Source organism: Variovorax sp. 10N412 (assembly GCF_056394985.1).
This window is the reverse complement of sequence record NZ_JBFTIO010000004.1, coordinates 83,196-109,853: the sequence shown is the minus strand read 5'-3', so window position 1 is coordinate 109,853 and position 26,658 is coordinate 83,196. Positions and strand designations below refer to the sequence as shown.

Annotated in this window: 25 protein-coding genes; 7 read left to right on the top strand and 18 right to left on the bottom strand. The window is 68.8% G+C overall.

Annotated features, from left to right (window positions below):
- Positions 1–146 precede the first annotated feature (146 nt).
- Positions 147–1,193 (bottom strand): alpha/beta fold hydrolase, encoded by a 1,047-nt coding sequence (locus AC1DJH_RS12475; RefSeq protein WP_478185899.1) that lies wholly within the window; start codon positions 1,191–1,193, stop codon positions 147–149.
- A gap of 180 nt (positions 1,194–1,373) precedes the next feature.
- Here AC1DJH_RS12475 and AC1DJH_RS12470 point away from each other — a divergent pair, with 180 nt between their 5' ends.
- Entirely contained in the window at positions 1,374–2,813 is a 1,440-nt protein-coding gene (locus tag AC1DJH_RS12470; RefSeq protein WP_478185898.1) for a DUF2314 domain-containing protein, read from the top strand.
- On the top strand, positions 2,810–3,646 hold the full coding sequence (locus AC1DJH_RS12465) for a hypothetical protein (RefSeq protein ID WP_478185897.1): 837 nt from the start codon (positions 2,810–2,812) through the stop codon (positions 3,644–3,646). The genes AC1DJH_RS12470 and AC1DJH_RS12465 overlap by 4 nt, the downstream gene beginning before the upstream one ends.
- Positions 3,647–3,671: 25 nt before the next feature.
- Here the strand turns inward: AC1DJH_RS12465 and AC1DJH_RS12460 are convergent, their stop codons facing one another.
- On the bottom strand, positions 3,672–4,091 hold the full coding sequence (locus AC1DJH_RS12460; RefSeq protein WP_472118705.1) for an SEL1-like repeat protein: 420 nt from the start codon (positions 4,089–4,091) through the stop codon (positions 3,672–3,674).
- Between the two features lie 102 nt (positions 4,092–4,193).
- Between AC1DJH_RS12460 and AC1DJH_RS12455 the strand changes: the two genes are divergently transcribed.
- Entirely contained in the window at positions 4,194–4,553 is a 360-nt protein-coding gene (locus tag AC1DJH_RS12455; protein ID WP_478185896.1) for a LysR substrate-binding domain-containing protein, read from the top strand.
- Here AC1DJH_RS12455 and AC1DJH_RS12450 read toward each other — a convergent pair.
- Positions 4,523–5,326 carry a class I SAM-dependent methyltransferase gene (locus tag AC1DJH_RS12450; RefSeq protein ID WP_478185895.1) on the bottom strand — a complete coding sequence of 268 codons (804 nt, stop codon included), beginning with the start codon at positions 5,324–5,326 and terminating at the stop codon, positions 4,523–4,525. The genes AC1DJH_RS12455 and AC1DJH_RS12450 overlap by 31 nt on opposite strands.
- A gap of 117 nt (positions 5,327–5,443) precedes the next feature.
- Positions 5,444–6,196 (bottom strand): SDR family oxidoreductase, encoded by a 753-nt coding sequence (locus AC1DJH_RS12445; protein WP_478185894.1) that lies wholly within the window; start codon positions 6,194–6,196, stop codon positions 5,444–5,446.
- A gap of 97 nt (positions 6,197–6,293) precedes the next feature.
- On the opposite strand from AC1DJH_RS12445, the gene AC1DJH_RS12440 reads away from it, so the two are divergent.
- Entirely contained in the window at positions 6,294–7,223 is a 930-nt protein-coding gene (locus AC1DJH_RS12440) for an AraC family transcriptional regulator (protein ID WP_478185893.1), read from the top strand.
- Here AC1DJH_RS12440 and AC1DJH_RS12435 read toward each other — a convergent pair.
- Positions 7,220–7,426 (bottom strand): YbdD/YjiX family protein, encoded by a 207-nt coding sequence (locus AC1DJH_RS12435; protein WP_472118691.1) that lies wholly within the window; start codon positions 7,424–7,426, stop codon positions 7,220–7,222. The two genes, AC1DJH_RS12440 and AC1DJH_RS12435, sit on opposite strands and share 4 nt — an antisense overlap.
- Positions 7,427–7,430: 4 nt before the next feature.
- Positions 7,431–9,503 carry a carbon starvation CstA family protein gene (locus tag AC1DJH_RS12430; RefSeq protein ID WP_435484592.1) on the bottom strand — a complete coding sequence of 691 codons (2,073 nt, stop codon included), beginning with the start codon at positions 9,501–9,503 and terminating at the stop codon, positions 7,431–7,433.
- Positions 9,504–9,710: 207 nt separating this feature from the next.
- On the opposite strand from AC1DJH_RS12430, the gene AC1DJH_RS12425 reads away from it, so the two are divergent.
- Both AC1DJH_RS12425 and AC1DJH_RS12420 read left to right on the top strand, forming a co-directional pair.
- Positions 9,711–10,967, top strand: coding sequence for an FAD-dependent oxidoreductase (locus AC1DJH_RS12425; RefSeq protein ID WP_478186099.1), 1,257 nt, complete (start codon positions 9,711–9,713; stop codon positions 10,965–10,967).
- A gap of 211 nt (positions 10,968–11,178) precedes the next feature.
- Entirely contained in the window at positions 11,179–11,514 is a 336-nt protein-coding gene (locus tag AC1DJH_RS12420) for a hypothetical protein (protein WP_478185892.1), read from the top strand.
- A gap of 51 nt (positions 11,515–11,565) precedes the next feature.
- Here the strand turns inward: AC1DJH_RS12420 and AC1DJH_RS12415 are convergent, their stop codons facing one another.
- Together AC1DJH_RS12415 and AC1DJH_RS12410 are read right to left on the bottom strand one after the other, a co-directional pair.
- Positions 11,566–12,105 carry a C40 family peptidase gene (locus AC1DJH_RS12415; protein WP_478185891.1) on the bottom strand — a complete coding sequence of 180 codons (540 nt, stop codon included), beginning with the start codon at positions 12,103–12,105 and terminating at the stop codon, positions 11,566–11,568.
- Between the two features lie 143 nt (positions 12,106–12,248).
- Entirely contained in the window at positions 12,249–12,536 is a 288-nt protein-coding gene (locus AC1DJH_RS12410; protein ID WP_435436261.1) for an HU family DNA-binding protein, read from the bottom strand.
- A 363-nt stretch (positions 12,537–12,899) separates the two neighbouring features.
- Here AC1DJH_RS12410 and AC1DJH_RS12405 point away from each other — a divergent pair, with 363 nt between their 5' ends.
- Entirely contained in the window at positions 12,900–14,096 is a 1,197-nt protein-coding gene (locus AC1DJH_RS12405; protein ID WP_478185890.1) for an MFS transporter, read from the top strand.
- 85 nt (positions 14,097–14,181) lie between these two features.
- Here AC1DJH_RS12405 and AC1DJH_RS12400 read toward each other — a convergent pair whose 3' ends face one another.
- The 10 genes from AC1DJH_RS12400 to AC1DJH_RS12355 all read right to left on the bottom strand — a co-directional run bounded on the left by AC1DJH_RS12400 (position 14,182) and on the right by AC1DJH_RS12355 (position 26,655).
- The gene (locus AC1DJH_RS12400; protein ID WP_478185889.1) at positions 14,182–14,484 is read right to left on the bottom strand and encodes a hypothetical protein; all 303 of its coding nucleotides are present in this window, start codon (positions 14,482–14,484) and stop codon (positions 14,182–14,184) included.
- Positions 14,485–14,574: 90 nt separating this feature from the next.
- A complete protein-coding gene (locus tag AC1DJH_RS12395; RefSeq protein ID WP_435436256.1) occupies positions 14,575–15,210 on the bottom strand; it encodes a response regulator in 636 nt (211 codons plus the stop codon).
- On the bottom strand, positions 15,207–16,589 hold the full coding sequence (locus tag AC1DJH_RS12390; RefSeq protein WP_478185888.1) for a cache domain-containing protein: 1,383 nt from the start codon (positions 16,587–16,589) through the stop codon (positions 15,207–15,209). The genes AC1DJH_RS12395 and AC1DJH_RS12390 overlap by 4 nt, the downstream gene beginning before the upstream one ends.
- A 46-nt stretch (positions 16,590–16,635) precedes the next feature.
- Positions 16,636–17,661, bottom strand: a complete 1,026-nt coding sequence (locus tag AC1DJH_RS12385; protein WP_478185887.1) for a hypothetical protein — start codon at positions 17,659–17,661, stop codon at positions 16,636–16,638.
- A 15-nt stretch (positions 17,662–17,676) separates the two neighbouring features.
- Positions 17,677–18,957, bottom strand: coding sequence for an MFS transporter (locus AC1DJH_RS12380; protein ID WP_472118666.1), 1,281 nt, complete (start codon positions 18,955–18,957; stop codon positions 17,677–17,679).
- Positions 18,958–19,082: 125 nt separating this feature from the next.
- On the bottom strand, positions 19,083–20,021 hold the full coding sequence (locus AC1DJH_RS12375) for a VTT domain-containing protein (protein WP_472118663.1): 939 nt from the start codon (positions 20,019–20,021) through the stop codon (positions 19,083–19,085).
- A 141-nt stretch (positions 20,022–20,162) separates the two neighbouring features.
- Positions 20,163–21,545 (bottom strand): heavy metal sensor histidine kinase, encoded by a 1,383-nt coding sequence (locus AC1DJH_RS12370; RefSeq protein WP_435484603.1) that lies wholly within the window; start codon positions 21,543–21,545, stop codon positions 20,163–20,165.
- Positions 21,542–22,240, bottom strand: a complete 699-nt coding sequence (locus AC1DJH_RS12365; protein WP_478185886.1) for a heavy metal response regulator transcription factor — start codon at positions 22,238–22,240, stop codon at positions 21,542–21,544. Before AC1DJH_RS12365 ends, AC1DJH_RS12370 begins: the two co-directional genes overlap by 4 nt.
- Positions 22,241–22,279: 39 nt before the next feature.
- Complete coding sequence (locus AC1DJH_RS12360) at positions 22,280–25,453, bottom strand: efflux RND transporter permease subunit (RefSeq protein WP_478185885.1); 3,174 nt, start codon at positions 25,451–25,453, stop codon at positions 22,280–22,282.
- Positions 25,450–26,655, bottom strand: coding sequence for an efflux RND transporter periplasmic adaptor subunit (locus AC1DJH_RS12355; RefSeq protein ID WP_478185884.1), 1,206 nt, complete (start codon positions 26,653–26,655; stop codon positions 25,450–25,452). The genes AC1DJH_RS12360 and AC1DJH_RS12355 overlap by 4 nt, the downstream gene beginning before the upstream one ends.
- Positions 26,656–26,658 lie beyond the last annotated feature (3 nt).

Below are 26,658 nucleotides of genomic sequence, written 5' to 3'. Positions count from 1 at the left end.
TGCAGGCCTGCGGTCTGCGCCGCCATGTTCCGTGTCAACCGTGACAGATCGATTGCATTCGAGCGTTCGAGGGTCGCTATTGCGTGTTCAGCCGCAATTTCGCGCGGTTCGCCGACACGCGGGCAGGGCGAACAAAGCCAAAAGTTTTAGCTCCGGCGGCGCGCCACGTCCATCACCGCGGTCGCGAACACGTCGGGTGCTTCCTGCGGCAGGTTGTGCCCGATGCCGCCGCTGGCCGTCCGGTGTTCGTAGGGGCCCGAGAACTTCTTCGCATAGGCGGCAGGCTCGGGGTGCGGCGCACCGTTGGCATCGCCTTCGAGCGTGATGGTCGGCACGGCGATGACCGGCGCCTTCGCCAGTTTCGACTCGAGGTCGAGGTACTTCGCTTCGCCTTCCGCAAGGCCCAGGCGCCAGCGGTAGTTGTGCACCAGCACGGCGACGTGGTCGGGGTTGTCGAACGAACTGGCGCTGCGCTCGAAGGTGGCGTCGTCGAAGTTCCACTTGGGCGATGCGGTCTGCCAGATCAGCTTGGCGAAGTCGTGCCGGCTCTTCTCGTAGCCCGCACGGCCGCGCTCGGTGGCAAAGTAGTACTGATACCACCACTGCAGCTCGGCCTGCGGCGGCAGCGGCACCTTGCCGGCTTCCTGGCTGCCGATGAGGTAGCCGCTGACCGACACCAGCGCCTTCACGCGCTGCGGCCACAGCGCCGCCATGATGCAGGCCGTGCGCGCGCCCCAGTCGCAGCCTGCGACCGTGGCGGTCTCGATCTTCAGCGCGTCCATCAACGCGATGATGTCGACGGCGACCGCCGCCTGCTGCCCGTTGCGCGGGGTGTCGTCGGACAGGAACCGCGTGGTGCCGTAGCCGCGCAGGTACGGCACGATCACGCGAAAGCCGGCGGCAGCCAGCAGCGGCGCCACGTCGACGAACATGTGAATGTCGTAAGGCCAGCCGTGCAGAAGAATCACGGGCGCGCCGTTGGCGGGGCCGGCTTCGTGGTAACCAACGTTCAGCACGCCGGCGTCGATGCGCTTGAGCGGCTCGAGCCGCCGCAGCGGGCCCGCGCCCTGCGCGTTCTTCGACGGGCCGGGCTGGGCGAAGGCAGGCAGGGCCACGGCGAGCTGGGCAGCGGCAACGCCGAGCGCGGCGGTTCCCAGGAACGACCGGCGGGGCAAATGAAAGGGAGCAGGCATCGGGATCTCCTTGCGAATCAGGCATCGGGGGTTGAAGGCCCTGATGTTGATCGCGCGATCGCGCAAGAACCGGCGTTGCGTATCGTTGTGTGTCGGGGTGCGCTTTTCGCACAGTAAATTTCATTGGCGTCGCACCGAGAATGCGCTCTCCCGCAGCATCGACGACGTTCACACATGCCCATGCCAAAGACTTCCTTTCATCGCATCGCCATCGGCGCACTCGTTCTCTGTGCAAGCACCCTGTCCATGGCAGCGACGCCCGCGACATCCGCCTCGCAACAACAGCAGGCAACGCAAGGCGCAAGCAAGGCCGTGCCCGGCGCCCCTGTGCCCGCGGGCTCGCCGCAGGCAGGCCCCATTCACTTCCAGTTCGCCATCTACTACGCCAAGCCGCCGGCCACCGACCCCATGGCCGCGCTGCGCAGCCGGCTCGCCAAGCTGGGCGGCGGTCCGAAGCTGCTCGCGGCCATGCCCACGCCGGCACAAGCGACCGAGCCCGTGGTGTTCGCCAACTGGAACACCACCACCGTGCTGCAGGACTACCGCGCGCCCAGCCTGGACATGCTGCAGCGCTTCGGCCGGGGCCTGTCGCGCGAGCAGGCCGAAGGGCTGCAGAAGGCCGACCGCGCGCTCATCATCGACTTCGCGCACCCGGCGCAGCAGTCGTCCGCCGCCATGCTGAAGGCGCTGCAGCTCGCGCAGCAGGTGGCGCGCGACACCAACGGCCTGCTGTGGGACGAGGAAACACGCGAAGTCTTCACGCCCGATGCATGGCAGGCGCGCCGCATCGACTCATGGTCGGGCAGCGTGCCCGACATATCGCAGCAGACCGTCATTCACGCCTACCGCAGCGACACGCTGGTGCGCGCGATCACGCTGGGCATGGCGAAGTTCGGCCTGCCCGACGTGGTGGTGAGCGACTTCTCGTGGTCGAGCAACCGGCCGATCGGCAGCCTGGTGAACATGTTCGCGCAGGCGCTGGGCGAAGGCGCCACGCTGCCGCGCCCCGGCCAGTACGACCTGGACCTGCGCGCGCTGCGGCATGCCGCCGCGCGCGACCCGATGCTCGCGAACCTGAAGCCCAACGCAGCCGCCGTGGCCCGGCTCTCGCTGGTCAACGGCAAGTGGGAAGACGGCGACCCGCGCAACCGGCTGTACGAGATTCGCTTCGACCGCTACAGCGGCCCCGACCGCTACGCGCAGCAGACGGCCATGCTCACCGCGGCCTTCGGCGCCGACGAAGATTCCGTCACGCGGCTCAGGCACAACGACGAGTTGCTCGCCGCCAGCAAGGCCGCCAACGCACAACTGCCCAGGCTGCGCGACGCCTTCGCCAAGGGCCTGCAGCCCGGCGAATACATCCTGGTGAAGGCGCCCTTCGCCACGCGCGACGGCGGCAACGAATGGATGTGGGTGGAGGTGGCGAAATGGAACGGCGACACCATCGAAGGCCTGCTGAAGAACGAGCCGGTCGACGTGCCCAGCCTGCACGCCGGCCAGATGGTGAAGGTCTCGCAGGCCAAGGTGTTCGACTACGCGCGCCGCCACCCCGACGGCCGCGAAGAGGGCAACGAGACGAGCAAGATCATCGCGCGCATGCAGGGAGGGGCCAGGAAATGAGCACCGTGAAGAACCCGATGCCGCAGCGCATCTACCTGCTGCTGGTCGCCGTGGTGGTGCTCGTCGGGTGCTGGGTTGCGCCCATCGACACACCGGCGCGCGAGCAGGTCAACGACGGGCTCAAGCGCGCCTTGACCACCTTTGCCGCGGCGCGCGCGCTCGGCGCCGTGGTGTCGGTGGCACAGGGCACGCAGGTCGATGCCACGCCGGGGGGTGTCGGCGTGAGCTTTGCGCCGGGCCAGGCGCTGAAGCCGCTGAACGAGCTCATCGAGCAGTTCGCGGCCATCATGCTGGCGGCCAGCGTGTCGTTCGGCATTCAGCTGATGCTGCTGAAAATCGGCGCGCACCATCTCATGTCGTGGCTGGTGAGCGGCGTGGCGCTGGCGTGGGTGGTGTGGCGCTGGCAGCGCGGACGTTCGCCGCGCTGGCTGCAGTCGCTGCTGATCGGCCTGCTGCTGGTGCGCTTCGCGGTGCCGCTGAGCGCGGTGGCGAACGAAGGGCTCTATCGCGCGTTCATGGCCAGCGACTACCAGGTGGCGCTGTCGGGCATCGAGAAGTCGCCCACCGCCGTGGTCGATGCCGCGCAGGAAGCGCCTGCGGCACAGGAAGGCTGGCGCGACCGCGTCGAGCGCTGGCTGCCGAAGCTGCCCAACCTGAAGGCGACCTACGACCAGATCCTGAAGTCGGCCTCCGACTGGGCCGAGCGCATCGTGAAGCTGATCGCGCTGTTCGTGCTGCAGACCATCGTGCTGCCGCTGGTGTTCCTGTTCATGGCGTGGCGCCTTGCGCGGGCGGCGATACGCGAGCCGGCCGTTCGGCCTGCGGCAGCGTAGCGGCGCGCGCCGGGCGCCCGGTGCTTCACTCGCAGGCGTTTCGTCCTTCCGGCGAGGCGCGCAGCCGGTTCAGGAAACCCAGCTGCACCTTGGCGGTTTCGCTGCCCTGCGCGGCCGCGCGGCGCATCCACTCGCCGGCCTCGCAGCGGTCGGCCTGCACGGCCATGCCGTAGAGCGTGGGCCCGGTCAGCAGCACCATGCCGAGCATTTCCTGCGCCTCGGCGCTGCCCTCCTGCGCGGCTTGCCTGAGCAGCGCGAGCATGCCGCGGTAGTCGCGCTCGGCCTGTGCCTCGAGCGCCATCTGGTAGCGCTGCTGCGCATGCACCTGCGCGCTCGCATCCGGCGGGCTTGCCGCGCACAGCGCGGCCACCAGGCACAGCACGCCCGACAGAAAGATGCGCCAGCGCAGCGACCAGCTGGCGATCTGGTTGAGTTCGGATGGCATCGGCGTTCTCCACGAACAAGGTGGGGAGCATCGTCTCGCGACAGCGCCGAAGACAGAAGCTGGAATTCGCACAGGCCGCCTCAGTGGCCGCCTGAGGCCGAGGTGCTCAGCCGGCAGAACTGGATATTGCGCGAAGCGGGCTCGGGCACGCGGCAGGCCACCGACGCGCTGTGCGCGGCCCACGGCATTGCCGCCCTGCCCTGGATGGAAATGGCCAGCAACGAGGCCATTGCGCGCACGGTGGCCAGCGGCGTGGGCGTGTCGATGCTGCCGCGCGTGGTGGTGGCCGACATGCTGGCGCTGGGCACGCTGCGCGAGCTGAAGCTCAAGCTCGACGGTGGCGCGGTGCTGTCGCGCCCGCTCTACCGGCTGGCGCTGAAGAGCCGGCCGCTGGCGCCCGCGGCGCTCAAGATGGTCGAGCTGCTGGAGCCTCAGCGCACCCGGGCGCGCGTGAACAGGTAGTTCTGGTGCATGACGTTGTCGACGAAATACGGCGCGGCCATGGCGTCGAATTCGTCGCGCAGCGCGGCCAGCTTCCGCGGATCGGCGGCAAGGCTTTCGACGAGCTTTTGCATCGGGCCGATCGAGCGCTCCATGAACATGCGGAAGTGGTCGATGCTCAGCGCCGGGTAGTTCATGGTGCCGCGCTCGAAGAAGAGTGCCTCGAAGTGCGGGGCCAGGCGCTCGGCGATCACTGCCGGGTTGCCCCACAGCGGCGGTGGCGAGGCGCCCGCGGGCGGTGGCGGCGAGTTGCGCCCGACGAAGGCGAACATGCGCCCCACGAAATGCTCGGGCGGCCAGGTGGCGAAGGCCACGCGCCCGCCGGGTTTGAGCACGCGCCGCATCTCGGCAATGGCCACTTCGGCACGCGGCGCGAACATGTGGCCGAACTGGCTCAGCACCACGTCGAACGAGGCGTCGGGGTACGGCAGCTGTTCGGCATCGCCCTCGGTCCACACGATGTCTTCGTGTTTCGAGATGCGGGCGTTGTCGCGCGCCAGCTCGAGCAGCTCGGGCGTGAGGTCCAGCCCCGTGACCCTGGCGCCTTGGCGCGCCGCCGTGATGGCCACGACACCGGTGCCCGTGCCCACGTCGAGCACCGCCTCGCCCTTGGCGATCTGCGCGAAGCGCACGAGGTGGCCCGCCACCGGCGGCGTGAACATGGCGGTCGGCGCAAAGGTCGACCACATCTGGCGTTGCCGCTGCTTGAACTCTGCGAACGGATCGGTGGACATGCAGCCCTCCATGCCTGCCGCGAAGCTGCGGACGTGAGCGCACTGTAGACCTCGGGCGCACGGCGGCCTAGCCACCGCGCGAAAGAAGCGTAACGCGATGCCGCTGCAGCGTCCGCTTCATGCCTCCGCCAGTGCGACGGCATCGGCGCCCGCCGGGATCCGCATGGGCGCCGCGGGGTCGGTCACGGCGCGCCACACGGCCTCGGCGACGTCCTGGGCGTGCGTCACCGGCGTGCCGGTGTCGCGCACCGCGGCGAACACGCGCTGCCTGAAGTCCGCATAGGCTTCGTGCACGCCGTCGCCCATCCGCTGGCGCGCGTTGTCGCCAAAGCTCGTGCCGGGCGCGCGGCCCGGCAGCACCAGGCGCACGCGAACGCCGAAGGGCGCCAGCTCCAGGGCGAGCGACTCCGTGAACGCATTCACCGCCGCCTTGCTGCCGGTGTAGACCGACAGCAGCGGCAGCGGCATCAGCGTGACGCTCGACGTGACATTGACGACCACGCCCGAGCGGCGCTGCCGGAACTGCGGCAACACGGCCTGCGTCATCGCAATGGTGCCGAGCGTGTTGGTCTCGAACACCTCGCGGGCGCTGGCCAGCGCCATGCCTTCCAGCGGCGCCAGCAGGCCGACACCGGCGTTGTTGACCAGCGCGGCTATCGGCCCGGCCGCCTCGATGCAGCCTTGCACGCTCTGCGCGTCGGTCACGTCGAGCGGCAGCACGCGAAGCCGCTCCGAGCGGGGCAGCAGGTCGTCGCGCGGCGTGCGCATGGTCGCGACGACATGCCAGCCCTTGTCGAGGAAGAAGCGCGCCGTCTCGAGGCCGAAGCCGGAAGAGCAGCCTGTGATCAGGACGGTGGAAGCGGTGGACATCGGGTAACTCCGTGGGGTTGACGATGCCCTGACGATACGGACCGCAGGCAGGACTTACTACACTCTAAAGTCCATTCATTTGTCGAGAGAGTCCAGCATGGTCGACCCGTTGGCGGAAGTGGTGGCGTTGCTGCGCCCGGAGGCACCGTTCTCGAAGCTCGTCGTCGCGTCGGCTCCCTGGGCCGTGCGCCGCACCGAAACGGGCCGGCCCTTCTACCTGGTCGTGCTCGAAGGCAGCTGCCACCTGACCGTCGACGGCCCGGCGCACAGCGACACCCTCACGCTGAACGCGGGCGACTTCGCGCTGATTCCCGCCGCGCGCAGTTTCGCCACGTCCAGCCTCGACCGGCAGCCGCCGCGAGAAGGAGAAGCAGTCACCACGCCGATCGCGCAGATGCCCGGCGGTGCCCGCGTGGGCGATCCGGCCGGCGCGGTGGACGTGCGCATGCGGGTCGGCAACTGCGTGTTCGGCTCGCCGGACGCGGCGCTGCTGGTGTCGCTGCTGCCGCAGTGGCTGCACGTGCGCGATGAGCCGCGCCTGTCGACGCTGGTGCAGCTGGTGGGCGAGGAGTCTCGCGCCGACCGGCCGGCGCGCGAGATCGTCATGGCCCGCCTGCTGGAGGTGCTGCTGATCGAGGCCTTCCGCTCGTCGGCCAGCACCGCGGCGTCCGCGGGACTGGTGCGCGCCCTGGCCGACACCAAGCTCGCGCTGGCGCTGCGGCGCATGCACGAGCGCCCTTCAAGCGCTTGGACCGTGGCGCAGCTCTCGCGAGAAGCAGGCATGTCGCGCTCGGCCTTCTTTGCGCGCTTCAGCCGCGCGGTGGGTATCGCACCGATGGCGTACCTGCTGGCATGGCGCATGGCGCTGGCCAGGCAGATGCTGCGGCAGCGCGAGCTGGCGATCTCGGAGATCGCCGAGCGCGTGGGCTACAGCTCGGTCAGCACCTTCGGCGTGGCGTTCACGCGGCATGTGGGCGTGCCGCCCGGGCGCTATTCGAGGAGCGGGATCGACGCTGTGCTGCCCTAGCAGCAGCGCCCCTTGCCCGCCCCGTACCGCGCCTCCAGCCGCTCGCGGAAGAAGGCCTCGTAGCTCATGGGCGCCCGGTCGGGGTGCGTGGCGGCCATGTGGGTCAGGTACACGTCGTAGTCGGGCAGCCCGACCATGAGCCGCAGCGACTGCTTGACAGAGCGCGCGATGTAGCGCCCCGCTTCCGGCAATGCGAGGCCCATGGCGTCAGTGCGCCGCCGACGAAGCCGCGCCCATCGGCTCGAACGGCGTCTCGTGCGTGGTCGGCCGGTTGGCCGCGCGCGCTGCCAGGCAGGCCTTGATGCTGTACACCAGCACGCTCAGCACCACGAACATGAAGAGCGCGCACAGCGCGGCGTCGAGGCGGTCGTTGAACACGATGCGCGACATGGCCTCTGGCGTCTTGGCCGGCGCCACCAGCACGCCGTTGGCGATGCCTTCGGTGTACCTGGCCGCATGCGACAGGAAACCGATCTTGGGGTCGGCCGAGAAGATCTTCTGCCAGCCTGCGGTAAGCGTGCAGGCCAGCAGCCATGCGGCCGGCGCCGCCGCCACCCAGGCATAGCGCTCGCGCTTCATGCGGAACAGCACCACCACGCCCAGCAGCAGCGCCACCGCGGCCAGCATCTGGTTGGAGATGCCGAACAGCGGCCACAGCGTGTTGATGCCGCCCAGCGGATCGACCACGCCCTGGTACAGGAAGTAGCCCCAGGCCGCCACGCACAGCGCCGTGGCGACCAGGTTGGCCGGCAGCGAATCGGTGCGCTTGAGCGCGGGCACGAAGCTGCCGAGCAGGTCCTGCAGCATGAAGCGGCCGGCGCGGGTGCCGGCGTCCACCGCCGTCAGGATGAAAAGCGCCTCGAACAGAATGGCGAAGTGGTACCAGAAGGCCATCATGGCCTGCCCGCCGATCACCTGGTGGAGGATGTGGGCCATGCCCACCGCCAGCGTGGGCGCACCGCCCGCGCGGCCGAGGATGGTGGTTTCGCCCACGTCCTTGGCGGTCTGCAGCAGCATCTCGGGCGTGATCACGAAGCCCCAGCTCGACACCGTGGCCGCCACCTGCTGCGCGGTCGTGCCGACCAGCGCGCCGGGGCTGTTCATCGCAAAGTACACGCCCGGCTCGATGCACGAAGCCGCCACCAGCGCCATCACCGCCACGAACGACTCGGCCAGCATGCCGCCGTAGCCGATGAAGCGCGCGTGGCGCTCGTTGTCGAGCATCTTGGGCGTGGTGCCCGAAGAAATCAGCGCATGAAAGCCCGAGACGGCGCCGCACGCGATGGTGATGAACAGGAACGGGAACAGGCTGCCCGACCACACCGGGCCGTTGCCCTGCGCGAACTGGGTGATGGCCGGCATCTGCAGCGTGGGCATCACGAACACGATGCCGATGGCCAGCGCGATGATGGTGCCGATCTTCAGGAAGGTCGACAGGTAGTCGCGCGGCGCCAGCAGCAGCCACACCGGCAGGCTCGCGGCCACGAAGCCGTAGCCCACCAGCATCCAGGTGAGCGCCTTGCCGTCGAAGGTGAACAACGGCGCCCACTCGGCGCTCTGGCTCACGGCCTGGCCGCCGAAGATGGCCAGCATCAGCAGCACGAAGCCGATGAGCGACACCTCGCCGATGCGCCCCGGGCGAATGAACCGCAGGTACACGCCCATGAACAGCGCCACCGGCACCGTGGCCGCCACCGTGAAGGTGCCCCACGGCGATTCGGCCAGCGCCTTCACCACGATGAGCGCCAGCACCGCCAGGATGATGATCATGATCATGAAGGTGCCGAACAGCGCGATCATGCCGGGCACCACGCCCATCTCCTGCTTGACCAGGTCGCCCAGCGAGCGGCCGTCGCGCCGCGTGGAGATGAACAGGATGATGAAGTCCTGCACCGCGCCCGCGAACACCACGCCCGCCAGGATCCACAGCAAGCCGGGCAGGTAGCCCATCTGCGCGGCGAGCACCGGGCCCACCAGCGGGCCTGCCCCCGCGATGGCCGCGAAGTGGTGGCCGAACAGCACGTTCTTGTCGGTCGGCACGTAGTCCAGCCCGTCGTTGTGGCGGTGCGCGGGCGTCTTGCGGTTGCCGTCCAGGCCCAGCACCTTTTCGGCGATGAACAGGCTGTAGTAGCGGTAGGCAATGAGGTAGGTGCAGATCGCGGCGGCCACCACCCAGAGGGCGTTGACGCTTTCACCACGGGTCAAGGCGACGGTGCCGAGCGCGAATGCGCCGACCACGGCCACGACCAGCCACACCAGATGGCGTCGGATGCTGTGCATGCGGTTGTCTCCAAGATTGAACCCGCAGAGTCTTGCGGGACTGGAGCCGACGCGCATCCGTCGCACCGCGCGGTGCATGTGCGTGGCTTTGCGTAATGGAAAACCCGCATCGCGCGCCAACCGCTGCGCGTTTCAATGCCTTTGGGCCTACACGCACGAACCACGCCAGACCTGAAGATGTCGCCCTGACGCCAGGGAGCACGAGAGATCAACGCATTCGACACCCCCCTACGCTGCTGCATTGCGGGCGGCGGGCCGGCCGGCATGGTGCTGGGCCTGCTGCTGGCACGCGCAGGCGTCCACGTCGTGGTGCTGGAGAAGCACCTCGACTTTCTGCGCGACTTCCGGGGGGACACGGTGCATCCGTCGACGCTGGAAATCCTGCACGAGCTGGGCCTGCTCGACGCCTTTCTTCAGCGCCCGCACGACCGTGTCGATGAGCTGCGCGCCACTTTCGAAGGACGGGGCTTTCCGGTCGCCGACTTCACCCACCTGCCCTCGCACAGCAAGTTCCTCGTGCTCATGCCGCAGTGGGAGTTTCTGGACTTTCTGTGCGACGAGGCGCGGCGCTACGCGGGCTTCGAACTGTGGACCGACGCCGAGGCCGTGGGCCTGTTGCACGACAACGGACGGGTGAGCGGCGTGAAGGTGAGGCGCGGCGCGCGAAGCGGCAAGCCGCAGGACGTCGAACTGCGCGCCTCGCTGGTGGTGGCGGCCGACGGCCGGCATTCGACGCTGCGCGATGCCGCGGCGCTGCCGCACATCAGCTACGGGGCGCCCATCGACGTGCTGTGGATGCGCATTCCCAAACAGCCCGGCGACCCCGATGCCACCGCGGGCCACATTGCCGGCGGGCACTTCCTGGTGACGCTGAACCGCGGCGACTACTGGCAATGCGCCTTCGTCATTCCCAAGGGCGGGCACGAGGCGCTGAAGGCGCGCGGCATCGACGCCTTCCATGCCGAGATCGCGAAGATCGCGCCCTTCATGGGCGAGCGGCTGCCGCAGGCGCTGCCCGACTGGAACGCGGTGAAGCTGCTCGAAGTGACGGTCGACCGGCTCGAATCGTGGGCCTGCAAAGGCATGCTGTGCATCGGCGACGCGGCGCACGCCATGTCACCGGTGGGCGGCGTGGGCATCAACCTGGCCGTGCAGGACGCGGTGGCCACCGCCAACCTGCTGGCCGCGTCGCTCGCGGGCAGCGCCACCGACAAGCAGATCGACACCCTGCTCCCGCAGTTGCAGCGCCGCAGGGAATGGCCCGTGCGCGTGACGCAGGCGGCGCAGCGCATGGTGCAGGACCGTGTGCTGCTGCCGGTGCTGGGCGGCAAGGTCAACACGAAGGCGGGCCATGTGCCGTGGCCGTTGCGCCTGCTGTCGCGCTGGCCGCTGCTGCGCAGGCTGCCGGCGCGCGCTGTGGGCCTCGGTGTGCGGCCGGAACACGTGCAGTCGCCGCGCGCCTGAGCGTTTTTTACGGCTTGTTTACGCGCGCGCGTGAACATTCGATGCCGTTTTTATGCCGGTCTTCAGACACTCGATGCCTTGCAAATGCACGAGTGAGCAATGGACATCGTCTGGTTGGCCGTCATCGCGGCCGTGTGGGTCATTTCGGCTGAAACGCTGGTACGGGTTCGCAAGCTCGATGGTTCGGGCCAGCGCACCGCCAAGGTGTGACATGGCGTTGAACGCAACGCTCTGGTATCGCGCGGCGGCCTGGGCCCGGCAGGCGCAGGCACGGCCCGACATGACGCTGCTCTGGTCGTGCTGCGGCACACCCGCGCTCGGCGAGCAGACCTTGCTCGGGCGGCATGGCGGGCGCGACGTGCTGGTCGCTTCATGCAGCCATTGCGGGGCGGAGTGGCTGAGCCTGTCGCAGGCGGAGCACACCAGCGACTGGCAGCCCTTGGCACGCAACACGGCATCCGCCGCGCGACCGGCATGCAAGCCGCCACGCTCTATCGACGAACGGATCGCGTGGCGCCGAAGAAAGCAGCGCGATCTGGAAGACTGAAGACGCGGCGGGCCGCACGGCAGCCAACGCCCACGGCGGCGAGCGAAGCCATCACGCGCCGGGCCGCCGCGCCTGCTGCGGCTGCCGCGACCAGTAGACCCCGTCGAGCCTGTCGAGCCGCACTTCGCCGCCGGTCGACGGCGCATGCACGAAGCGCCCACCGCCCACGTAGATGCCCGCGTGCGAGGGCGTGGAAGAACCGAAGAGCACCAGATCGCCGGTGCGCAACTGCGACATGTCCACCGGATGCCCGAAGGCGGACATGCGCGCCACCGTGCGCGGCGGCGATTGCCCCACGCTGTTGAGGTACACGTAGCCGATGAGCCCGCTGCAATCGAAGCCGCCATCGGGCGTGTTGCCGCCGTAACGGTACGGCGTGCCGACAAGCCCGAGCGCATGAATCGCGATGCTGTTCGATTGTTCGTCCGTCAATGGAATGCCGGTGACGACGGGCGGCTGTCCCTGGCGCGGCCTGGGGCCCGTGGGGCCGGCGCAGCCGACGACGAGGACGCAAGCCGCAATGGGCAACAGCCTGGGCAGCCACTGCTGCAGCATGCGAAAAGATGACGTGGGCCGGAGTGCGTCGTGCATGGCGGAAGGCGGGTCTGGTGGGCGTTCGCGAACTCTATCGCGGAACGCCCACCAGACCCGCCTTCCTGAAAACGAAACGCCCTTTGCGGCCGGTGCTGCTGCACCGGGGCCGCCAAAGGGCGTCATGCACACGAGGGTGCGATTTACGCAGCAGGCGCAGCGTTGACCGCGTCCTTCAGCGCCTTGCCGGCGGTGAACTTGGGCGCCTTGCTGGCCTTGATGGTCATCGGCTCGCCGGTCGACGGGTTGCGGCCCGTGCGCTCGGGGCGTGCGGCCACCGAGAAGGCGCCGAAGCCGATCAGTTGCACCGTGTCGCCACCGGCCAGGGCGCGCGACAGGTTGTCGAGGGCGGAGTCCAGAGCGCGGGCGGCATCGACCTTGCTGAGGTTGGTGTCGGTGGAAATGGCGGCGATGAGTTCGGTCTTGTTCAAAACGAGGGGTTCCTTTTTCAGTGAGTGAAACGATGGGGAAAAGTACGTAGCGCCAAATCGCTACGGGGGGACGAACTTTAAACGCCCTGCCGGGGAGATTCGGATTCGCAGGGGCTTCGAAATTGAAACATCGTGATCGAAGCCCGGATCACCTTGCCAGGGCCGGGTGTCCTCTGTTCGTGTAGGCGTTCGAGACATATCGACGCATCCGTTCCAGGCGTATTGACGATCGCGCAGCGCCGCGTTTATAGTCGCCGCCGCAGCCCGCAATGGTGCTGCCGTAAGCGTTACCGTCATCCAACGCGTCCTTTGTCGAGAGGATCCCAGTGGGGAATATCTCGATCCATAAAGACGCGCCTTGGCATGACATCACTTTTCTCACCCGTATCCGTTCGCCCGCTCGGGACCCCCTCTGCTTTCACCGGCCTCGTGCCCGTGGTGCTCGCGGTGTTCCTGGGCTTTCTTGCAATCAGTGTTCCGCTGGCCGCGCTGGCACTCGAGGTGCGCGATCACCTCGGGTTCGGCGCGCTCACCGTGGGCTGGGTCATCGGCGCACAGTCGCTGGCCACGTTGCTGACCCGCCATCAGGCGGGCACCCTCTGCGACCAGCGCGGGCCGCGCGCTGCTGTGCTCCTCGGGCTTCCACTGACCGCCTGCTCGGGCCTCGCGTATGCCCTGTCGAGCGTGCTGCCCATCGACCCCGTTGCCAAGCTGGCCGTGCTGCTCCTCGGGCGGCTGGTGGCAGGCTTCGGCGAGAGCCTGTTCCTGACCGGCCTGATGAGTTGGGGCATCGCGCGCATGGGCGCCGCGCACACCGGCAAGGTCATGTCGTGGACAGGCATTGCGATCTACGCCGCGCTCGGGCTTGGCGCACCGCTGGGCCTGGCCGTGCAAGCGCGTTACGGCTTTGCCGGTGTCGGCGCTCTTGCGGTGCTGACGCCGATGCTGGCCTGGACCATCGCCTTGCGCCTGCCGGCTGTTCCCGCCGCCGGTGGGCAGCGCGTGCCGTTCAATCGTGTGCTCGGCCTCATCTGGCGACCGGGCCTGGTGCTGGCGCTCGCGACGGTTCCCTATGCCGCGATGGCGGCCTTCCTGACGCTCGACTACGCGGCGCACGGCTGGCCGCATGCCGGCACGGCGCTGCTGGGTTTCGGTGCCGCCTATGTCTTCGTGCGGCTGGTCGGGTCGGGGCTGCCTGACCGCTTCGGCGCAACGAAAGTCGCCGTGGGTTCATTGGCCTTCGAGGCCGTGGGGCAGGCGCTGATCTGGTGCGCGCCCACGCCGGCAATGGCCGTGCTCGGAGCGACATTGACCGGGCTCGGCTTCTCGCTCGTTTTCCCGGCGATGGGCGTCATCGCGACCCGGTCCGTTCCGCCTGAACAGCGCGGCCGTGCGGTGGGCAACTTCATCGCCTTCGCCGACATCGCGCTGGGCGTGACGGGGCCGGCGGTCGGTTTTGCGACGCAGTGGTTCGGGATATCAACCGCCTTTCTCGTGGGGGCCGGTGCGACCTGTGCGGCGTTGTGCCTGCTGCCGTCTTTGCGCATCGGCAAGGCGTGAGGCGAGCGCGCCAGACAGGGCGTGGCGCAAATGCCCGGCTTCGGCGCCGGGCCTCAGAAACCCGGCGCAGCACGCCAATGCGTGTTCATGTCGCCAGGACCTCCAGCACGCGGCCATGTCCGACAACCCGTCCCTCCCACATCGAGAAGGACGTGCCCACTGCGAAATGCGGCAACGCCTCTTTCGGGGACAGAAACCGAACACCGAATCTCTGCGGCGTGCCTGCGTCGAATGGCAGGGCCACGAAGAATCGAATCGAGAAGCCTTGCTCGCCGACAAGAAAGACGCCGCGGTATTCGCCTTCTTTCAGGGGGCGTTGTCTGCCGCCGTCTGCAGCGGCATCCAGCGCCAGCCCGACGACAATTTCAGGAACAACAGGTGTGGTCATGCTCAAGGCTCTGGCGTCTGATTCTTGATATTCGAAATACGCGCCCAATCAACGCGCAGCAGCGGCAATACACGTCGCCACGCGGCCGAATCAACCGCCCTGCCCAAACTCCCGCGCATGCTCCACCGCGTACTTGATGAGTTCCGCCTGCCCCTCGATGCCCAGCCGCCGCTTGATGCTCTGGCGGTGCGCCTCCACCGTGCGCACGCTCAACGACAGGTCGCGCGCGATCTGCTTGCTCGACTCCCCTCGCCCCAGCGCCGAAAGAATCTGGCTCTCGCGCGGCGTGAGCAGGGGCCGCGGCGCCTGCGTGCGAAACAGCTTCTTCGACACGGCCGGGCTGAGGAAGGTGCCGCCCGCCGACACGGCCTCGATGGCGGCGACGATCTCCGCCGCCGGCGCGTCTTTCAGCACATAGCCGCGCGCGCCCACCTGCAAGGCCTTCTGCACGTACTCGGGGTTGTCGTACATGCTGAGCATCACGATGTGCGTGGCGGGCCGGCGTTGCAGCAGCAGCGCAGCAAGGTCGATGCCGTTCATGTCCTTCATGCCGACGTCCATCAGCATCAGGTCGGGTTGAACGCTGTCGATCTGCGCAAGCGCCTCGGCCGCGTTGCCGGCCTCGCCGACGATCTCCAGGTTGGGCATGGAGCCCAGCCGCGCGCGCAGGCCGTCGCGCACCAGCGGGTGGTCGTCGACCAGAAAGAGGCGAACGCTGTTCGTCATGCGGGCACCGCCGCCTCGGCCCGCGCATTGCGCACCGGCACCTCGGCCTCGATGGAGGTGCGCCCGTCGTTGGAGCACACCACGAGCCTGCCGCCGATGGCCTCCATGCGCTCGCGCATGTTGCGCAGGCCGATGCCTCGGCGCGGGTCGAGCTGCACGGCGTCGATGTCGAAGCCGGTGCCGTCGTCGCTCACCTCGAGCCGCACGCCCTCTTCTTCGTCGAAGTTCAGCTCGATGTTCACGTGCTGCGCCTGCGCGTGCTTGCGCACGTTGGTCAGCGCCTCCTGCGTCAGGCGAAAGAGCGCGGTCTTCACTTCGGGCTGCAGCTCGAAGGCTTCGCCGCCGATCATCATCGACGCATCGACGGCACCCTCTTCGCGGAACTCGTCGACCAGCCGCTCCAGCGCGGCAGGCAGGCCCAGCGTGTCGAGCAAGGCGGGGCGCAGGCGGTGCGAGATGCGGCGCACCTCGATGAGCGAATCGTTCAGCCGCTGCAGCGCCTTGCCCAGCGCGGGCGGCGTACCCTGGCGCTGGCTGTCGAGCTGCTCGACGGCCGACTCGATCAGCAGCTTGGCCGACACCAGCGTCTGGCTGGTGCCGTCGTGCAGCTCGCGCGCGAGGTGGCCGCGCTCTTCTTCCTGCGACTGCACCACGCGCCGCGCCAGCAGGCGCAGCTTGGCCTCGGCCGTGCGCTGCTCGCTGAGGTTCAGCAGCAGCCCGGCGGCGCTCACCGTGCCCAGGCACAGCGCTGCAATGCCGGCAATCCACAGCAGCGTGGCGGTGACGTTGGCGTTCATCTGCCGGTCGAGCGTGTCCATGGTCGACTGGATGTCGTCCAGGTACAGCCCGGTGCCGACCATCCAGTTCCAGCGCGGCATGGCGGTGACGTAGCCGAGCTTGGGCGCCATCTGCGCGCTGGAGGGCTTGCGCCATTCGTACTCGACGTAGCCGCCGCCGTTGTCCTTGGCGCCCTTGATCAGGTCCTGGATGGTGAAGCGGCCGTGCGAATCGCGCATGTCCCAGAGGTTCTGGCCCACCAGCTCGGGCTGGCGCGAGTGCATGAGGGAGTTGCCCTCCAGGTCGTACACGAAGAAGTAGCCGTCGTTGCCGTAGTTCAGCGCGGCCAGCCGGCGCAGCGCCTCGTTGCGGGTGGCCTCGTCGTCCTGGCCCGATTCGTACAGCGGCAGCAGGTTGCTCACGGCCAGGTCGACGTAGCTGCGCAGCTCGCTGCGGCGCTGGGCCATGTAGCTGCGCTCGATGAGGGCCCGCTCGCGCTGCGCGAGGTCGTGCTCCTGGTGGCGCACCGCCAGGGCCACCAGCACCAGCGCGACGAGCAGCGGGGCCACGGCCAGCGCGACGATCTTGGAGCGGAGGTTCATCGGGGGGCAAGGCTACCACCGGGGCGTGGCCGCGGCCACGGGCCGGTCAGCGCCCGGCGTTCGCCTGCAGCAGCACGCCCCGCTCAACCAGGGCGTCCAGCAGCGCCTCTTGATCCGCGCCGCCCTGCAGCAGCAGGTCTCGTCCCTGGCCCTCCTTCGGCCGAACGCAGAGGAAGCTGAACTCGTAGCCGAGTCCGCTCACGCGGCGATGGCTGACGCGGGCCTGCAGCAAGTCGGCCTGCCATTCGCCGTCGATGCTGAACAGGCGCGTGCCGTCGAGCTCGAAGGCGCGCACCCGCGAATGCGAGAAGGTGCTGATGCGCGAGAAAGGAACGGCCCACACCAGCCACGCGATCAACGGCATGAGCACGCACAGCCCCACCACGGTCTTCAGGAAACCGGCGTCGGAGGCGTTCAGCAGCAACGCGATGCCCGCGGCGCCGGCCAGCGCGTAGCCAGCCCAGACCCAGGCAAGAAAGCACCGCCAGCAGAACACCATGGCACGGGTTTGCAGGGCGGCGGTGCGTGCTCCCTTTAGCGTTGTCTTGGGCGTTGCCTGCGCGCTGCTTGCGCGTTCAAGGTGGTGGTGGATGGCCGGGGCCAGCTCGTCGACGGGCGCCGTGAGCATCAGTTTTTTGAACGGCCGGGTGTGCACGATCAGGTAGTTGTCGCTGTCGGGAATGCCCTCGAGGGCCAGCACGTCGATCCAGGCGATGCAGCCCAGGCCCTGCACGCGGAGGCCGTCTTCGCCGACCTCGACCTGGGTGCTCGCGTTGAACGGCTCCGGCTTGCGCTCACCCGCTCGCAGCCAGTGCGTTTCGATCCAGATCCATGCGCGCACCACGAACACCAGGCCCACCAGCCACAGCGCGAACAGCGCCAGCCAGGCCACCATGCCCAGCGCGATGTACCAGCCGGTCGCCTCCATGTCGATGACCCATGCCGTGGCCGCGCAGATCAGCACGGTGTAGAGCGCGCAGACCAGCAGGGTCGGCCAGATGCGCACCCCGTCGAGCTGGGTGACCTGGATATGCCGCGAAAAGGCCGGCGGGCCGCCTGCTGACTGCAGCATCGGCGTGGACCCCGGTTATCGGCCCACGGCGACGGCCGCAGGCTGGCTGCGGAACTCGGTCGCGTAGTACAGCAGCGCCAGCGTCACGTACCCGCCGCCCAGCAGGCACAGGCCGGTCCATCCATGGAAGGCATACACGGCCGCCGCAATGCCCGAGGCCACCGCCGCGCAGATGAAGATGAAGGTCATGAACAGGCCGTTGAGCCGACCGCGCAGTTCCGGCGCCAGCATGAACAGGCTGCGGAAGTTCAGCACCTGGCACAGCTGCACCGCGCCGTCGAGCAGGATGCCCGCCACCACCAGCCCGGCCAGCGAATGGAAGTGCATGGACACCGCGCCCAGCACGAACGACAGCAGCGCCACGACGATGGCCCAGCCGGTGGCCGGGCGCGTGAGCCCGCGGTCGGCCAGCCGGCCCGCCACGGGCGCGAGCAAGGCCCCCGCCGCACCGGCCAGCGCGAACAGCGCAATGCCGCGCTGGCCCATGCCGAACTCGTGCACCAGCGCCAGCGGCACGGCCGTCCAGAAGACCTGGAAGCCGGAGAACATCATTCCCTGGTAGAAGCCGCGGCGGCGCAGCAGCGGCGTGTTCCACACGATGCCGGGCAGAGAGGCCATGGTGCGCGCATAGCCGACCGACGCATGCGGCCGGCGCTCGGGCAGCGCGCGCCACAGCACGGCAATGAGCACGGCCATCAGCGCCGCCGACAACCAGAACACCGCACGCCAGCCGAGCGCCGACGCCACCAGGCTGGCGAAAGGCCGCGCCAGCATGATGCCGCCCAGCAGCCCGGCCATGATGTTGCCGACCACCTTGCCGCGCGAGGACTCGGGCGCGAGGTGCGAGGCGAAGGGCAGCAGCACCTGCGCCGCCACGGCGCACGTGCCCACGAGGAACGAGGCAGCAAGAAAGGTCACGGCCGAGTCCGACAGCGCAATGCCCACCAGCCCGATGACCGCGCCGAACAGCGCGCCCACGATGAGCCGGCGGTTCTCCACCACGTCCGCCAGTGGCACCAGCAGCAGCAGGCCGGCGCCGTAGCCGAGCTGCGTGAGCGTCATGATCAGCCCCGCCAGGCCGGCATGCAGCTGCAGTGTTTCGGAGATGGGGCCGATCAGCGGCTGGGCGTAGTAGATGTTGGCCACGCACAGGCCGCAGGCGATGGCGAAGACCAGCGTGAGGGCCGGGCTGAGACCGGGCGCGTGATGGGCCTGGGCTTGCGCATTGGCCCTGTCCGACGCATCGGCGCGGGCGCTCTGCGCGGCAGTGGGAAGGGGGGCGTCGGGAAGTGGCACGAAGGGCCTCGCTGGCTGGCGGGTGTCGAAAGATATCGGGAGAAAGAGGGGTGGCCAAGGGTTAACCCGGGCCGGGGCACCTTAGCACGGCCGACCGCTTTGCGCAGGCCGGCGGGCGTTGGCGCTCAGTCCGTGCTGGTCGGCCGGCCCGAGGCCACCCAGGCATCGAGCCCGCCCGTGAGCGGCAGCGCCCGCCTGGCGCCGCGCGACAGCAGCACGCGGGCGGCCTGCGCGGCCGACACCTCGTTGGGGCAGTTGCAGTACAGCACCACGTCGCGCCCCTCGGCATGCGACAGGTCGAGACCGCGCTGCTGCAGCGCCTTGAGGGTGTACGACTGCGCCCCAGGGATGCGGCGCGGGTCGACCTGCGTGCCGGCCTTGCCCCGCACGTCGATGACCAGCGGCGGCGTTTCGCCTTCGAGCAGCGCGTGCAGCTCGTCCACCGAGATGCGCGGCATGCCGGTGAGCCGCATGAAGGCGCGGCGGCGCCAGTAGCGCACCGCCAGAACGATCACCAGCAGCACCGCCAGCGCGATGGTGGCGATGCCGCCGGCCTGCGCCATCACGGCCAGCACCTCCTGGATCTGGTTGCGAAACACCCAGCCCAGCCCGAGGAAGAGCCCCGTCCAGACCAGCGCGGCGCCGATGTCGAAGCCGATGAAGCGCCGCACCGACATGCCCAGCGCCCCGGCCATGGGCGGAGCCACCACCGACACGCCCGGCACGAACTTGGCGGCCACCAGCGACAGGCCGCCCCAGTCGGTGATGAGCGACTCGCCGCGCCGCACGCAGGTGTCGGGCGACAGCGAGATGCGGCACAGCATGCGCATGAAGCGGTAGCCGAAGCGCCGCCCCGCATAGAACCAGGCCGCGTCGCCCAGCAGGTTGGCCACCACCGCGGCCAGCACCACGCCGGGCACCGACACATCGCCCGCCGCCAGCAGCGCGCCGGTGAGCACCAGCACCGCCGCGGCCGGCACCGGCAGTCCGAGGCGGGCGGCGAAGCTGACGGCGAACACCACAAGGATCGCGTTCTGCACGAGCAATGACATCAGCTGTGCCATGCCGGGTGTCCTGGAAGTGCTGGGGGTGCGGCGGGATGCCGCGGGATGGGTGGGGGGTTCATGCCACCGGCGATTGTCCGGCATGGCCCAAGAACGTACCCGGGGCAGGCCATTGGCGGACGGCTGTGGACAGCGGCTCTCTCAAGCGGCGCGCGATACGCTGAAGCCGAAGGTATTCAGCCCGTCTTCGCTCGACGCAAAGACCTGCCCGCCATGCATGCTCGCCACCGCCTTCACGATGGCCAGCCCCAGGCCGTGGCCATGGTGCTCGCCGCCGCCGTCGTTGCGCGCGGCGTCCACCCGGTAGAAGCGGTCGAACAGGTGCTGCAGGTGCTGCGCGTCGATGGGCGCGCCGGGGTTGGACACGGTGATCCAGGTCGAGGCGGCCTCCTCGCGCAGCGTGACGGCAATCTGCGCGCCCGGCTTCGAATGCTCGATGGCATTCTGCAGCAGGTTGGACATGGCACGGCGGAACAGCGCGCTTTCCAGCCGGGCCTGCGCCAGCACGTCGCCTTCGATGGCCACCTGCGTGCGGGTCTCGTCGAGCACGAACTCGAAGAACTCGATGGTCTTGCGCACCTCCTGCGCCACCGGCGTGAGCACCAGCCCGGTGGCCACCTCGCCGCGGTCGGCGCGCGCCAGGAACAGCATGTCGTTGACGATGGAGCGCACCCGCTCCAGGTCTTCCAGGTTGGCCTGCAGCACCTCCTGGAACTCGCCCGCGCTGCGCTGGCGCGACAGCGCCACCTGCGTGCTGCCGATGAGGTTGGCCAGCGGCGTGCGCAGCTCGTGCGCCACGTCGGCGTTGAAAGACTCGAGCTGGCCGTAGGCTTCTTCGAGCCGGCCGAGCGCGCCGTTGAAGGCCTCGGCCAGCGCCGACAGCTCCACCGGCAGCGCCCCGGACTGCAACCGCTGGGACAAGGTCTTGGGCCGCAAAGCCTGGGCCTCGCGCGAGAGCTGCTTCACCGGCTGCAGCCCGACGCGGGCGATCCAGTAGCCGGCCAGCGCCACCACCAGCACGGCGCCCAGGCCGAGTGCCACCAGCGCGGTAAGGAATGCATGCCGCGTGTGGGTGTAGGGAGCAGAGTCGCTGCCGACGATCAAGCGCACGGCCGGGCGGTCCAGCAACGGCTCGATGTGCACCGACAAAGTGTGCATCGGCTCCGCGCGGCCCGGCAACAGGATGCTGCCGCGGCCGTCGGCGTCGTGGCTCATGCGCTCGATCTCGGCCAGGCCCTTGCCGTACTGGAAGCGCGGGTCGTCGCACAGCACCCAGAAGCGCACGCTGCCGTCCTCGGGCGTGAGCGTGTCCATCTTGGCCTGCACGCGGGCCCAGCGGTCGACGGTGCCCACGCGGTCGATGGAGTACTGCATGTTCTTGAGCCCGATCTTGAGCTCGTCGTACTGGTGGCGGTCGAGCTCGCGTGCCAGCACGCCGTGCAGCGCGGCGCCGGTGAGCGCGAAGGTGGCCAGCGCCACCGCCGCGAACATCAGGACCAGGCGCGCCGTGATGGAGCGCTTCACAGGGTGGCACCCTCCCCTTCGCCACCGTCGCGCACCTCCATCACATAGCCCATGCCGCGGATGGTGTGCAGCAGCTTGGTGCCGAAGGGCACGTCGATCTTGTCGCGCAGCCGCTTGATGGCCACCTCGACCACGTTGGTGTTGCTGTCGAAGTTCATGTCCCATACCAGCTCGGCGATGGCGGTCTTCGACAATATTTCGCCCTGCCGCCTTGCCAGCACGGCCAGCAGCGCGAACTCCTTGGCCGTGAGGTCGATGCGGGTGCTGCCTCTGAAGGCCTTGCGCGCGAGCAGGTCGACCTGCAGGTCGGCCATGCGCAGCTGCATCGGCTCCTGCTTGCGGCCGCGCCGGTTCAGCGCCTGCAGGCGCGCGAGCAGCTCCAGGAACGAGAAGGGCTTGACGAGGTAGTCGTCCGCGCCCTCGTGCAGGCCCTTGATGCGGTCTTCCACGCGGTCGCGCGCGGTGAGCATGATGACCGGCGTCTGCTTCACGGCGCGCAGCCCGCGCAGCACCGAGAAGCCGTCCTGCCCGGGCAGCATCACGTCGAGCACGATCACGTCGTAGTCGTGCGTGAGCGCCAGGTGCTGGCCGTCGATGCCGTTGTGCGCCGTGTCGACCGTGCAGCCCTGCTCGGTCAACCCCTTGGAGAGGTAGTCGGCGGTTCTGAGCTCGTCTTCGACAATCAGGATCTTCATATTTCTTGTGCTCCTGTCTCTCTCCGTCCCTGCCGGCACCTAGCCGTGCGCTTCGGCCACCGGCGGGGCCTCGCCGGCCCGGGCGGCCTTGCGGGCCTTGCGCGCTTCCTTGCGGCTCAGGTACCAGTAGTGGGCGCGGTCGAGGTACAGGTAGACCACCGGGGTCGTGAACAGGGTGAGTGCCTGCGAGAGTATCAGCCCGCCCACCATCGCGTAGCCCAGCGGGCGGCGCAGTTCGGAGCCCGAGCCGTGGCCCAGCATCAGCGGCAGGCCCGAGAGCAGCGCGCACATGGTGGTCATCATGATCGGGCGGAAGCGCAGCAGGCAGGCCTGGTAGATGGCGTCGTGCGGCGACATGCCCTGCTCGCGCTCGGCCTTGAGCGCGAAGTCGATCATCATGATGCCGTTCTTCTTCACGATGCCGATCAGCAGGATGATGCCGATCAGCGCGATCACGCTCAGGTCGTAGCCCCCCGCCATCAGGATCAGCAGCGCGCCCACGCCGGCCGAGGGCAGCGTCGACAGAATGGTCAGCGGATGGATGTAGCTCTCGTACAGCAGGCCCAGCACGATGTACACCGCCACCAGCGCCGCGGCAATCAGGTAGGGCTGCGAGGCCAGCGAGTCCTGGAAGGCCTGCGCCGTGCCCTGGAACGAGCCGGTGAGCGACTGCGGCAGCCCCATGTCGGCCTGCGCCTTGTTGATGGCGTCCACCGCGTCGCCCAGCGCATGGCCCGGCGCCAGGTTGAACGAGATGGTCACGGCCGGAAACTGCCCCTGGTGGCTGATCGACAGGTAGGCCGTCTTGCTGGTGTCCACCTTCACGAAGGTCGACAGCGGCACCTGCTGGCCGGTGAGCGGCGAGTTGAGGTACAGCTTGCTGAACAGCGCCGGGTCCTGCTGCAGCGCGGGCGTCACTTCCAGCACCACGTGGTAGCTGTTGAGCTGCGTGAAGTACTGCGCCACCTGGCGCTGGCCAATGGCGTCGTACAGCGTGGCGTCGATGGTGGCGGGCGTGATGCCGAAGCTGGCGGCACGGTCGCGGTCGATGGTGAGCACCGCCGACGCGGCGGCGTTCTGCTGGTCGGACGCCAGGTCGGTGATCTCGGGCAACTGCTTGAAGCGCGCAAGCAGCTGCGGCGCCCAGGTGTTGAGCTCGTCGAGGTTGGCGTCGGTCACCGTGTACTGGTACTGCGTGCGCGAAGAGCGCCCGCCCACGCGAATGTCCTGCCCCGCCTGCAGGAACAAGTTCACGCCCTGCACCTTGGCCAGCTGCGGACGCAGCCGCGTGATGATCTCGTCGGCCGTGGCCGTGCGGCCTTCGTCCTTCGGCTTCAGGCTGATGAAGAAGTTGCCGGTGTTGTAGGTCGACGAGCTGCCGTTCATGCCGAAGCCGGTCACGTCGGGGTCCTTGCGCACCACGTCGGCCAGCTCGAGCATGCGCGAGTTCATCGACGCGAAGGACGCGTCCTGCGCCGACTCGGCAAAGCCCGAGATGAAGCCGGTGTCCTGCTGCGGGAAGAAGCCCTTGGGAATGATCACGAACAGGAAGCCCGTGGCCGCCACCGTGGCGATGAACACCATGAGCGTGAGGAACTGGTGGTCGAGCACCACGTGCAGCCCGCGCTTGTAGCCGTTGAGCAGGGCGTCGAAGCCGCGCTCGAACAGCTGGTAGAGCCGCCCGTGCCGGCGCCCATGCTCGTTCTTCAGGAAGCGCGAGCACAGCATGGGCGTGAGCGTGAGCGAGATCACCACGCTCACCACGATGGTCAGCGTGACCGTGACGGCGAACTCGCGGAACAGGCGCCCCACGATGCCGCCCATGAGCAGCAGCGGAATGAACACCGCGATGAGCGACACCGAGATCGAGATGATGGTGAAGCCGATTTCGCTCGCGCCCTTGTACGCGGCCTCCATGGCCGTCATGCCTTCTTCCACGTAGCGGTAGATGTTCTCCAGCATCACGATGGCGTCGTCCACCACGAAGCCCACCGCGATGGTCAGCGCCATGAGCGAGAGGTTGTCCAGGCTGTAGCCCAGCAGGTACATGACGGCCACCGTGCCCAGCAGCGCCAGCGGCACCGTCACGCTGGGAATGAGCGTGGCGGGCACGTTGCGCAGGAACACGAAGATCACCGCCACCACCAGCGCGATGGTCAGCAGCAGCGTGAACTCCACGTCCTTCACCGACGCGCGGATGGTCTGCGTGCGGTCGATGATGGCGTTGACCTCCACGGTCGGCGGAATCGAGACCTTCAGGCGCGGCAGCGCGGCGTTGATGCGGTCCACCGTCTCGATCACGTTGGCGCCCGGCTGCTTGGTGATGGCCAGCACGATGGAGCGGCCGTTTTGCACGGTGCTGCCCTCGGGCGCGGCGGCGCCGGCATAGGCCCAGCCGGCGATCTTGGCGTTCTCGGGGCCGTCCACCGCCACGCCCAGGTCGCGCACTCGAATGGGCGCGCCGTTGCGGTAGGCCAGCACCACGTCGTTCCAGGGCTGCGCCTTCAGCAGCTGGTCGTTGGTGTAGACGGTGAAGCTCTGGTTGGGCCCGTCGATGGTGCCCTTGGGCGCGTTGACGGTGGCCGACGCGAGCACCGTGCGCACGTCTTCCAGGCTCAGGCCCAGCGCGGCGAGCTTGGCCGGGTCGACCTGGATGCGCACGGCCGGCTTCTGCACGCCGCCGATGTTGACCAGGCCCACGCCGGAGATCTGCGAGATCTGCTGCGCCAGGATGTTGTCGGCGTAGTCGTTCACCTCGGTCAGCGGCAGCGTCTTGGACTGCACCGACAGGATGAGGATGGGCGAGTCGGCCGGGTTCACCTTGCGGAAGGTCGGCGGGCTCGGCAGGTTGGCCGGCAGCTGGCCGGTGGAGGCATTGATGGCGGCCTGCACGTCGAGCGCGGCGGCGTCGATGCTGCGGTCCAGGTCGAACTGCAGCGTGATCTGCGTGGAGCCCAGGCCGCTGGTCGAGGTCATCTGCGACAGGCCCGCAATGAGCGAGAACTGCCGCTCCAGCGGCTGCGCCACGTTCGACGCCATGGTCTCCGGGCTGGCGCCCGGCAGGTTGGCCGACACCTGGATGGTCGGAAAGTCGACCTGCGGCAGCGGGGCCACCGGCAGCAGCGGAAACACCGCCGCACCGACCAGCAGGATGGCCAGTGCCAGCAGCGTGGTGCCGATGGGGCGCTTGATGAAGGCGGCGGAAATGCTCAATTGCCGCTCCCGGCGGCGGGCGTCTTGCCGTTCGCATTCTTCGCGGCGGGCGGCGGCTCGACCGTGCTCACGCCGGGCTTGAGCTTGTACTGCCCGTCGGTCACCACGCGCTGGCCGGCCGCGAGGCCCTTGTCGATCACGGCCGTGCCGTCGGCGATCTGCACCACGTGCACGGGCACGTTCTCGGCCTTGTTCTCGGCATCGACCACCCAGACGTAGGTGTTGTCCTGGCCGCGCTGGATGGCGGCCGCCGGCACGGTGAGCGAGTCGGCCCGGCGGTCGAGCTGCAGCCTCACGTTGACGTACTGGCCGGGCCACAGCGTGTGCTGCGGGTTCGCGAAGCTGCCCTTGAGCTGCACGGTGCCGCTGGTGGTGTCGATCTGGTTGTTCAGCAATATCAGCTTGCCGGTGCCCAGCATCTGCGCGCCGCTGCGGTCGTAGGCCACCACGGCGAGCGGCTGGTTGCTTTGCTGCTGCACGCGGTTGATGTCCTGCACAGCGTCCTCGGGCAGCGTGAACTGCACGGCGATGGGGTCGATCTGGTTGATGACGACCAGCCCGTTGGCGTCGGTCGCGTGGACGATGTTGCCCGGGTCCACCAGCCGCGCACCCACGCGCCCGTTCATGGGCGACGCGATGCGCGTGAAGCTCAGCTGCACCTCGGCGTACTGCACCTGCGCGGCGTCGTTCTGCACCGTTGCCTGCAGCTGGTTGACCAGCGCCTTCTGCGTGTCGACCTGCTGCTGCGTGGCGGCGTCCTGCCCCAGCAGCGTGGTGTAGCGCTGCAGGTCGGCGCGCGCGTTGGCGAGCTGGGCGCTGTCCTTGGCCTTGGTGGCCTGCGCCTGCGCGAGCTGTGCCTGCAGCGTGCGCGGGTCGAGCTGCGCGAGCAGCTGGCCGGCCTTGACGTCCTGCCCTTCGACGAAGCCGACCTTGTCGAGCTGGCCGTCGATGCGCGCCTTCACGGTCACGGTGGCCATGGAGGCGACCGTGCCGATGCCCGAGCGGTAGACCTGCACGTTCTGCGAGGCGACACGCGCGGTGGTCACCTGCACGGGCGGCGTCTTGGGCGCGTCGGGCTTGGCGGCGTGGGCCGCATGGGGCGCGAGCGCCCAGGCGCCGCCGCCCAGCAGCACCACGAGCGTGGCGGCGGCGAGCCAGGTGGAGCGGCGCTGAAGAAGGGGATGCGTTGCGGTGGTCGTCATGGC